Raw genomic sequence first — 9,760 nt, forward strand, 5'->3', positions numbered from 1 at the left:
AGCGCCACTGGGATTACACCCGACCGACCTCGCGAACAGCGGGACGGATCCCGCCCACGTCACGGCAGGGCGAATGTTGCCTGATGCGGCACTAGGAGCGTGGGTCAGCAACGAGCAAGCGACCGAGCGTGGCTGGATGAGTGACGCTTGTCTGGTCCGTGTTTCGCCGCGCTCGGCGGTCGGGCTGCCAGCGCGGAAGCCCGCCCCCGGAGGGCGGGCGGCTGCTCGCGGACACGGGTCTTGAGCACGGTCATGCTCCGGCTCCAGCCGATCCGCTCGGCGATTGCCGTCGCCGGCATATCCGGCCACTGCTCAAGCAGCTCGCGGATCTGCGGCTCGACCGCGTCCACGATCGAACCCTTCGGAGCCCGCTGGTACTTCGGCGGCGCGTCGCTCGCCACCACCCGCCGCACCGTGTTCCTGGAGATCCCCAGCTTCCGCGCGATCGCTCTGACCGGCATCTTCTCGGCCCGGTGCAACCGCCGGATCACGGCCCAGTCGTCCACGCTGATCACCCATCCTCCCGGCCTGGCCCAACGAGCCAGACCGCCGGAGGGGGTCAACTTTCAGGCTCTGTCTCACATCCGGTGGTGACGTACTGCGACGATCGTCACGCGCAGCGATAGACCCAGTTCGGCTCGTCGTGCAGGGCCCCGGGTCTCGGATTCGCAGGATGATCCGCAGCCGGCTTGGATAGGCGTCCGCCCCAGTCGACCAGCCCATTCTCCGATGACGTTCCGTCACCACCGAATGTGGGACAGAGCCAACTTTCATGTGTCGATCCCGGTCCACTTTTCAGACGACGCCCACAGACGGCGTCCTGCCGGCCACCACCGCAGTGCTGTCCGTTCTCGTGAACATCCGACGCGGGCGCTGCCTCCCGAACTGCTGTCGAAACGCTGCTCTGCGACATGAACAGAGCCACACTGAAGTTTGACCACCCGCCGAGAGTCCCGCCCGAGAGCAGCGGGAGGACCCTCGGCATCCATGATCAGGTGTGCGCGCGAGCCGAGTCCTCGGCGGCAACGCGCTGCTCCAGCCTTTCGAGGCGCCGGCGCAGCTCTGCGGTCTCTTGCCGTGCTTCTGCCAGGAGCCGGTGGAGAGCCTGAATGCATACGATCGCCACTCCGTTGGTGTCGGTGCAGCAGATCGTCCTGTCGTTCTCGCCGACCCCGAAGGCGTCCCACCAGTCCTGCGCCATCGGGCCCAGGTGCCGGACATGATCCGGATCCCAGTGATAGCGCCACGCACTCACCGGCAGCGCCAGAGCCGCTTCCAGCACCCGGAATCCGTTCACCGGCTCACCGTCGCACACCGCGCCCCCGGTCGCCTCGGCCGCGGGGCCGGCCGCGGCCGCCGGACCCGTACTACGACGGGCCACAGCGAACCGCGCCAGCCAAGCACGCACTACTCCCACACCACCCCGACAACATCCCGCTTCAATGCCCGATCTGACTAAATGCCGACGACGGGGACGACAACGCCGGGGATGCGGGCTGCGCTGCCGTGGGGAAGGAAGCTGCCGTGGGGTTGGAAGCGGCTCTCTGCGTGGGGGGCGTCGGGCAGCGCACTGCCCGTGTAGAGGGCCACCGGGTTCCCCTGCGCATCAACAACGACGATCTCGCCGGGGATGCCTGTACCGCCGGTGACCGTGATCTCCGGAGTGTCGTTCACGTACCGGATCGTCAGCGTCCCGGCGCTCAGGGCCTCCTCCGCCTTCGGAGGAGCTTCGGCCTCCTCGCCGCCCGGATCCGAGATCAAGCGAACGCCCTCGCTCGTTGACGCTTCCTCCGCAGACGCTTCCTTCTTCTTGACCACGAGACACTCCCTCTGTAGCTAGCCGACTACGGTGCGTCCCATCCTCCATGAGGCGGCACACCAGCGCAGCACGGCCCCGCAGAGAGCCCCAGTGCCCGACCTGCGTTGTCAAACTTCAGTGAGAATGGTCAACCTTCGCTGCGACAGGACATCTGGCCGACCCGTACGTCCTTCGTGCGCACCCTTCCAGAGTGCTCCCCCGCGATCGGGCGTGCGGCCGTGCCGGTCACGATGGAAGCGGAGCGTGATGGAGGGCGCGGGTGCCGGCCGGGGTGTCACGCTGCCGGGTGTCACGCCGGAGGAGCCCTGGAGCGGGGGTTCGGGCCCGCGTGTCCTGTGCCACCGATCCTTGACCGATTGCCATCGAAGTTGAACCACTCCACGGTTCGTGCCATCGAACCTTGACCGCCCTGGTCAGACGGCTCAGGGCTTCGCAGCCTGCTTCGTACCGTCGGCCGACTCCGGTGTTTCCTGGTCGCTGGAGCTGAACTGCTCGCCGATGTTGTTCCACATGAAGCCGTCCTGCCAGCCCGGCTTCGAGACAGCCCAGCCGAGCAGCGCCGCGAGGACCTTCTCCTGCGAAACGGTCATGGTCTGGAAGTGCTGCTCGGCCACGCCGTTCCGGTATTCGAGCTGGTAGGTGTTGTTCTCGCGCAGCAGGACCTGGATGTACCAGTCGCCGGGCCGTTCCCCGTCCGCCCGCTCCACGACCATGTGGGCGTTGCCCCGCCGCAGGTTGGCCAGCATCGTCCCGATGGCAGGCTTAGTGGCGCGCTTCACCACGTGGCCACGCTCGTTGGTCGCAATCAGCATGGCCAGATCATCCAGCAGGAGGCTGACAACGCCCCGTGAGGCCCTGACCAGGGCGGTCAAGGTTCGATGGCACGAACCGTGGAGTGGTTCAACTTCGATGGCAATCGGTCAAGGATCGGTGGCACAGGACACCGCGCCGCCATCCCAAAAGATTCAATTCGGACATTCGGCGGTGCGGTCCTTCCCGTTGCCCGGCGAGCGTGACAGGCGGGCGTGACACCTCCGGTGTGACGCTGGGTGAGCGTGACATGTTCTGTGGCCACCCGGCTCACAACACCCTTCGCGATCCTGGCCACTGGGAAAACAGGCTGCTACCACATAGGCCAACAGGACATATGGGGGCATTTTGCCCTGACCTCACAGCCGGGTGTGAGGCGGGCTGTGAGGGGTGTTGTTGTCGCTCCGGGTGACTCACAACAGGCACGGGCGGCTGCACGGGCACTGCCCGCAGCTGGAGCAGCCGGCGCACTCCAGGCAGAAGGCGAGCGGCCACTGCCCGGGGCAGGAGCAGATCGGGTTGTGGTTGGGGTCGTCCTCGCCGGGGTACCGGGTCTCACCGAAGGGCGGCTCCGTCCAGGCGTCGACCGTCCCGTCGGCGCGCAGTTCCTCGTAGTGGTGGCCGATGGCGCTGTGCTCTTCCCAGACGGCGACGACCTCCTGCTCCTGGCCGTGGTTCATGCCGGGCTCCCCGCGGTGAGCGCGCGGGTGAGGAACGCGGCGAGATCGCCGACGGCCTCGGCATCGGCGGCAGCGAGCCGGGCCACGAACGGCAGCTGGTCGACGTCGGTGCCGGGGACGAGCTGGGTGAGGGCGGCGAGCAGCGCGGCGTGGGCGAGGACCGGCGGGTGCAGCAGGCCGGCGGCGGCTTCGCGGGCGGCCGGGTCGGTGTAGTGGCCGCGGTGCGCGGCGGGTGCGCGGGCGAGCCAGGCATCGATGTCCAGCTGTACGTACGACCCGGCGCGGCGGGTGAGCTCGTCGCGGGCGGCCTCATCGCCTTCCCGGGGTTCGGTCTGCTCGAGGGTGCCCCGCTCACGGAGTGCCTGGAGCTGGTCGGCGCGGGCGGCGACTCGGGCCGCCGCTCGCTGCTCGGCCTCCCGGGCTTCGGCGGCCGCGGCTTCGGCGGCGAGCTCCTCCTGGACGACGGCGTCCTCGTCCGGGTCGTACGGGCCGCCGACCCGCACGAGGAACTCTGCGATGCGCCGCCACTCGGCGAGCTCGGCCGCGCGGCGGTCGCTGTGGTCGGCGGCCTCTTCGTGCCGGCGGTCCAGGTGCGCCTCCAGCTCGGCGTCGGCGAGGGCCTGGAACGCCTCGCGGTGCGTCATGCCCCGGGCGCGGCGCCGGACCGAGGAGCGGCCGATCTTCGCCGGGTCGATGGGCGTGCGTGGGCTTTGGGCGCGGGCGTCGGGGACGCGGCGCGGCCGCCGCCAGCCATCGGTCGTGCTCATCAGCTCTCGCTTTCACCACGGAAACGAAAAGGGAGCCCGCCGCCCAAGTACACGACGGCGGGCTGTCATTCCAGGTTTATAGCAGGGGTGAATTCCTCGTAGCTAAAACGCGATATCCAACCGCTCGACTGCCTCGATTCGTACCTTCAGGCCCGCGCGTCCGCCGCCTTCGACGCGAAAATAGGCGTCCGCTATGGCCTCTGCGACGCGGTCATGCAGCTCGCTGTCCGTCGCGCCGGTGTCCCTGGCGGCGAGGATCGCGGCGGCGTGGGAGGGTGATACGGCGGCCTGGATGTCCCGCATCCGGCCCGCGTCAGAGCCTTCCGAACCGAACCCGAAGTATGCGGTGATCGAGATGACGAGCCCCGCCGAGGTGGCCGCGCGCTGCCTTGCCTGCGCTCTGACCTGCGGTTGCCACTCCGCCTCGGTCTCCTGCTCCAGGGCGGCCTGGAGGCGCTTCTGCGGCTTCTTCGTGGCTCCGGAGAGGTAGCGGTCCACCGTCTTACGGGAGACGCCCAGGCGCTCCGCCAGGGACTTCGAAGTGCCCTCGCGCGTGTGAAGGAATTTCATCCGAGCGTGCGCGGATTTCGGCGCGGGACGGGTGAACAGGGTGCGCTCCGCGCGTCGCAGGCCGTCGAGGATCTTGTCGCGCAGCAGGGCCCGCGCTGCGGTGTTGTCGTTGCTCATGACTGTATGAAAAGCGGCCTGGCCTGTGGATGCGGGACGACGAGGCGCCAGTCCGCTGTCCCCCCGGGCGCTGCCGGAGAGGGGCTCGTCGGCCCGGGTTGCCTATGGGCAACCGGAAGTACGGGACACGCCCACTGCGGTTGCCTGGAGGCAACCGGCGGAGAGCGCCCCGCCCGCTGGCTGCCGTCTACTCGCCGGCCCCGGTCTTGGTGGCTGGCTCGGAGACGAGGCAGTCCCGGCACTCGGGGACAGCGGCAACCATGTGTTGGAGGCCGCCGCAGTGCTCGCACCGGGGGTGTGCGGTGGCGTCGCCGAGTTCCTCGAGGATGGCCTGGAGGCGGCGCACCCCGTAGCCAGCCTGAGAGATGGCGACTGGGGCCCACTCGGACGACATCCACCGCAGTGGACCGAGAAGGGCCCGTGCGAGGCTGACGGCGGCGCTCGCGGCGTACGCCCATCCGTTGGTCGCTGCCGTGGGGTCGGGAGCATCCTCGTGGGGAAGTCCGACCGACCAGGGCGGCACGGTCATGGTGAGGGAGCCCAGCCGGTCGTCGACGAAGCCGAGTTCGAACCAGGCGCGGCGGGCCTGGTCCTCGGCCAGGGGCCACGCCCAGGGGCCGGTGTAGTAGGCGCGGGCGTGGCCGGGGCCGGCGATGGATTCCTCGTAGCCGACACCCGCAGAGCGCCAGAGCAGGGCCCATAGAGCGGCGGTGCGCAGCTCGGCGTCGTGGCTGCTCCAGCCCAAGTCGTCGGGAACGTCGATGCCCAGGGCGGCGAGTGCGGCCAGCAGCTGCTTCTCAGTGGCGTACGGCGGGGTCATGGTCCTGCCTTCGGGGGCTCAGGGGCGGCACGGGCGACGGAGGCGCGGCTGGCGGGGGCTGCCGCCGAGCGGAAGGGGCCAACGTCCCGATGAGCGCTCGGCACAACGATCCGGATGCTCCGCAGTCACCTGCCCGGCCAGCGAAAACGGCTCTCGCGCTCGATCCGGTACCCGGTAGTTTCGACGTACGGAGTGCGGCCTCGGCCATCAGGGCCGCGACGGGGGCCGCACTCCGACGCCCCGTACGGCCTGCCTCGACGTGCCCGTTCTGCGCGGTCCCAAGAGGCTGGGGCGCCGCCGCACCGGCTGCAGGTCGCTGCGTCGCGTACAGCCGCTCGCGGAGGTACAGCAGGGCTGCGGTGTCCGCGACGGCGGCCAGGTCAGCCAGCAGCTGTCCGGTGGGCTGCTACACGCCGCCCTCAATGAGTGTGATGCCAGCTGGTACAGGCACGACGGGGCCGACGTTCGTGTAGTGGCCGTTGACGAGCGTGGCCGAGTAGGCCCGTTGGGGCGGGTCTCCGTCATCCTCGTAGAACAGCAGGCTGTCCCCGGCGCGGGCCACCTTCTCCCAGCCGGACGAGTCGCCTACGTCCACCAGGGGCCCGACGGTGCCGAGCCTCGCCGTGGCTACCCGGAACTGCCATCTGCTCTCCCTGACATTGACGCCCGTCATGCTGAACAGAGAGTCCGCGGTGCCTGCCAGAGGCCCTAGCTGTTCTATCCATGCAGGTTAGTGACGGCTGCTTAAGCACCCGCGCTGATTGCCCTCGCCTCGGAGGGGGACGGTGCGGATCGGCCCGTGCTGTCAGGCGCGCCGGTGTTGGGGGGACAGGCTTTCCGCGAGCGTCGCGATGGTCTGAGCAAGTGGTGCGATCAGGTCCGGGGGGATGTGGTCGAGGACGCGAGCACGGGCGCTGGCGAGGTGGGCGGGCTGGGCCGACCGCATGGCGTGCAGTCCGGCGTCGGTGAGGACCGCCTCGTTTCCGCGGCCGTCCTGGCCGTGGCGTTCCTTGCGAACGAGTCCGTGCTTGGCCAGCCCGTCGATGACGCGTGTGATCCGGGAGGGGGTGAGCCCGGAGGCGTCGGCGAGGGCGGACATGCGCATGCGCATGTCCGGAGCTTCGCTGAGGAGCAGCAGGGCGGCGAACTCGGTCATGGTGACGCCTGCACGGGCCATGTCTTCCTCCAGCGCGCGGGGCAGTGCGTGGACCAGGCGGCCCAGGCTCTGCCAGAGGAGCAGTTCGTCGGGTGTCAGCGCAGCGGGGTGAGCGTCCATCCGTCCAGGTTATTTGACGAAGCAAGCAACTGGAGTGATAATTGCTTAAGCAAGCAAATAGAAGGCGGTTGCACGATGTCTCCTACGACAGCACCTGAAGGGTTCGCACCAGCCCATGCCGAGGTCAACGGTGTGCGGCTGCACTACGTGATCGGCGGGAGCGGGCCTGCGGTTGTCCTGCTCCACGGATGGCCGTTCAGCTGGATCGAGTGGCGGGCGGTCATACCACTGCTGGCCGGGCACGGCTTCACGGTCATCGCACCCGACCTGCGAGGTTCCGGGGATTCCTCCGTACCGGACGGGCACTGGACCAAGCGGGACGAGGCCGAGGACCTGCACCAGCTCCTGCGCCACCTCGGCCACGACCAGGCGTACCTGGTCGGCACGGACGTGGGCACGATGACCGCTCACGCCTGGGCCCAGGCGTACCCGGACGACGTGGCCCGGCTGGTGCTCAGCGAGGCATTCCTGCCCGGTTTCGGCCTGGAGGAGCACATGAACCCGGCTGCTGGCGGCTCATGGCACTTCGGGTTCCACGCCCAGAGCGACCTGGCGGCGATGCTCACTGAGGGCAAGGAGGAGGCGTACCTGTCGGGCTTCTGGTCGCTGATGAGCCGCGGGGGAATCACCGACGCCGACCGCGCCGACCTGCTGCGCGCCTACACCGCCCCCGACGCGATGCGCGGCGGGTTCGAGCACTACGCCACCCTGCTCGAAGACGGGCGGAGCGCGCGGGACGCCGCCCGCCTGGACATGCCGGTCCTGATCCTGAACGGCGAGTTCGGACTACCCCAGCAGATCCTCCTTGACGGGGCCCGGCGGGCTGCGAGCGACGTGCGTCAGGACATCGTCCCCGACGCCGCCCACACCTTCGCCGCTGACAACCCCCGCTGGACCGCCGAGCGACTCGCCCGCTTCTTCACCAGCACCCCTGCCGCCTGACGCACTGCCCGCACCACACCGAAAACGGAGCACCACCATGCAGATCCTCGTCATCGGCGCCACCGGCTACGCCGGCCGCCGAGTCTCCGCCGCCCTGGCCCGTGCCGGACACACCGTTCTGGGCCTGGCCCGTGACACGACCACACCGGCCGCGCGCGACCTCGCGGTCAACGAAGTCACCGCCGTGAAGGGGGACTTCTCCCAGCCCGACACCTGGCGCGGCCACCTCGACGGCACGGACGCGGTCGTACACCTGCTGATGGACATGAGCGACCCGGTCGGCGCCGACCAGCGCCTGTTCGCCGAACTCGCCGCCGCCCAGGAACGCGACGGACGCCGCCGCCACCTGGTGTTCACCACCGGCATCTCCTCCTACGGCCGCACCGGACTGCCCCTGATGGACGAGAACACCCCCGGCAACCCCGGCAGCCCCATCGGGTTCCGCTTCTCCCTGGAGAAGGAACTCGCCGCCAGCGGCCTCGCCCACACCGTGGTCCGCCCCGGCTTCATGTACGGAGGCCCGGCCACGACCTCCATGACCGGCCAGTGGTTCGCCGCCGCCGAAGCAGGAACGCCTGTCTTCTACGGCGACACCACCAAGCGCTGGAGCTGGATCCACGTCGACGACCTCGCCGACGCCTACGTCCGCATCCTCGACAATCCCGCAGCCGTCGACGGCGAGACCTTCGTGATCGCCGATGACCAGCGCCTGACCGCCCTGGACATGCAGTACAGCGCCGTACGGGCCGCCGGCTACACCGGCGAGATCACCCAGGACAGCGCCGAAGCCGGCGGCATGATGCAGATGGCCGCCGACCAGGACGAACTCGTCACCAGCGCCAAGGCCCACCGCCTCCTCGGCTGGCACCCCCACCACCCTTCCTTCACCGACGCTCCCCACCGGCACTACCGTGCCTGGAAGGCGGCACAGCCCACTCACTGAACAGGCCCTGACCGGCTGGCGTCCCGACTCCGGCCATCACCCCACCACACGACGGCCTCCCCGCCACGGCCGGGTGCGCGAGACATCACTCGCGCGCCCGGCCGTTCCGCTGCCGTCCACCGAACCAGAAGGACCTGCATGGCCCACCGCAACGCACCCCTGACCGAAACCGGCCGCCTGCGCCTGGCCCGGTGCGTCGTAGAAGATCATTGGCCGCTTCGCCGTGCGGCAGAGCGCTTCCAGGTCTCGCCCACCACAGCGAAACGGTGGGCCGACCGCTACCGCGAGCAGGGACCCGCCGGGATGACGGACCGCTCCAGCCGCCCGCACCGCAGCCCGCGTCAGACACCGACCCGCACAGAGCGGCGCATCATCAAAATCCGCATCCTGCGACGCTGGGGCCCAGCACGCATCGCCTATCACCTGGACCTCAATCCCTCCACGGTGCACCGAGTGCTCAGCCGGTATCGCCTCGCCCGCCTGTCACACCTGGACCGTTCCACAGGACGCATCATCCGGCGCTACGAGCACGCTGCGCCAGGCGACTTGATACACGTCGACATCAAGAAGCTCGGCAACATCCCCGACGGCGGCGGCCACCAAGCCCTGGGCCGCCAAGCCGGCCGCAAGAACCGCGTCGGCGGTGGATACAGCTACCTGCACAACGCCGTCGATGATCACTCCCGCCTCGCCTACAGCGAGATTCTCGCCAACGAGAAGAAGGAGACCGCATCCGCGTTCTGGACCCGAGCAGAGCACTTCTTCCGCCAAGCCGGGCTAACCGTCCAACGCGTCCTGACGGACAACGGCTCGTGCTACCGCTCACGCACCTGGGCAGACACACTGGCCAAAGCAGGGATCACCCACAAGCGCACTCGCCCCTACCGCCTGAGGGACCTCGCGTTTCCCGGACAGGGATCTGCTGGTCAATTCATGCAGCGAGTCGCAATTCTTCGAACTCGGCGTGGACTTCGCCAGGGGGCCGGTAACCCACCGCCGAGTGAAGCCGTTTGCGA

The 9,760-nt window shown here is 69.2% G+C and carries 12 protein-coding genes and 1 pseudogene; 3 read left to right on the forward strand and 10 right to left on the reverse strand.

Features of this window, described 5'->3' with window-relative positions:
- Positions 1-224: 224 nt before the first annotated feature.
- The 10 genes and pseudogenes from AB0M99_RS36930 to AB0M99_RS36975 form a co-directional block, all read right to left on the reverse strand.
- Positions 225-515 (reverse strand): annotated as a pseudogene (locus AB0M99_RS36930) (helix-turn-helix domain-containing protein); the annotation flags it as partial.
- A 476-nt stretch (positions 516-991) separates the two neighbouring features.
- Positions 992-1,297, reverse strand: coding sequence for a tail fiber domain-containing protein (locus AB0M99_RS36935; RefSeq protein ID WP_365928521.1), 306 nt, complete (start codon positions 1,295-1,297; stop codon positions 992-994).
- Positions 1,298-1,455: 158 nt separating this feature from the next.
- The gene (locus AB0M99_RS36940) at positions 1,456-1,818 is read right to left on the reverse strand and encodes a hypothetical protein (protein WP_365928523.1); all 363 of its coding nucleotides are present in this window, start codon (positions 1,816-1,818) and stop codon (positions 1,456-1,458) included.
- Between the two features lie 423 nt (positions 1,819-2,241).
- Positions 2,242-2,631, reverse strand: coding sequence for a hypothetical protein (locus AB0M99_RS36945; RefSeq protein WP_365928525.1), 390 nt, complete (start codon positions 2,629-2,631; stop codon positions 2,242-2,244).
- Between the two features lie 411 nt (positions 2,632-3,042).
- Positions 3,043-3,309 carry a hypothetical protein gene (locus AB0M99_RS36950; RefSeq protein ID WP_365928527.1) on the reverse strand — a complete coding sequence of 89 codons (267 nt, stop codon included), beginning with the start codon at positions 3,307-3,309 and terminating at the stop codon, positions 3,043-3,045.
- Positions 3,306-4,076, reverse strand: a complete 771-nt coding sequence (locus AB0M99_RS36955; RefSeq protein ID WP_365928530.1) for a hypothetical protein — start codon at positions 4,074-4,076, stop codon at positions 3,306-3,308. Before AB0M99_RS36955 ends, AB0M99_RS36950 begins: the two co-directional genes overlap by 4 nt.
- 102 nt (positions 4,077-4,178) lie before the next feature.
- Positions 4,179-4,763 carry an HTH domain-containing protein gene (locus AB0M99_RS36960; RefSeq protein ID WP_365928532.1) on the reverse strand — a complete coding sequence of 195 codons (585 nt, stop codon included), beginning with the start codon at positions 4,761-4,763 and terminating at the stop codon, positions 4,179-4,181.
- A gap of 187 nt (positions 4,764-4,950) precedes the next feature.
- Complete coding sequence (locus tag AB0M99_RS36965) at positions 4,951-5,583, reverse strand: hypothetical protein (RefSeq protein ID WP_365928534.1); 633 nt, start codon at positions 5,581-5,583, stop codon at positions 4,951-4,953.
- Positions 5,584-5,989: 406 nt separating this feature from the next.
- Positions 5,990-6,256 carry a hypothetical protein gene (locus AB0M99_RS36970; RefSeq protein ID WP_365928537.1) on the reverse strand — a complete coding sequence of 89 codons (267 nt, stop codon included), beginning with the start codon at positions 6,254-6,256 and terminating at the stop codon, positions 5,990-5,992.
- Positions 6,257-6,388: 132 nt separating this feature from the next.
- On the reverse strand, positions 6,389-6,859 hold the full coding sequence (locus AB0M99_RS36975; RefSeq protein WP_365928539.1) for a MarR family transcriptional regulator: 471 nt from the start codon (positions 6,857-6,859) through the stop codon (positions 6,389-6,391).
- 132 nt (positions 6,860-6,991) lie between these two features.
- Here AB0M99_RS36975 and AB0M99_RS36980 point away from each other — a divergent pair, with 132 nt between their 5' ends.
- The 3 genes from AB0M99_RS36980 to AB0M99_RS36990 all read left to right on the forward strand — a co-directional run.
- A complete protein-coding gene (locus tag AB0M99_RS36980; protein WP_365928542.1) occupies positions 6,992-7,801 on the forward strand; it encodes an alpha/beta hydrolase in 810 nt (269 codons plus the stop codon).
- A 37-nt stretch (positions 7,802-7,838) separates the two neighbouring features.
- On the forward strand, positions 7,839-8,744 hold the full coding sequence (locus AB0M99_RS36985; protein ID WP_365928543.1) for an NAD(P)-dependent oxidoreductase: 906 nt from the start codon (positions 7,839-7,841) through the stop codon (positions 8,742-8,744).
- A gap of 138 nt (positions 8,745-8,882) precedes the next feature.
- Positions 8,883-9,760: IS481 family transposase (locus AB0M99_RS36990; RefSeq protein WP_365928545.1), on the forward strand; the 878-nt coding region annotated here is incomplete at its 3' end.

It is taken from the genome of Streptomyces sp. NPDC051183, from assembly GCF_040682455.1.
Lineage (GTDB): Bacteria > Actinomycetota > Actinomycetes > Streptomycetales > Streptomycetaceae > Streptomyces.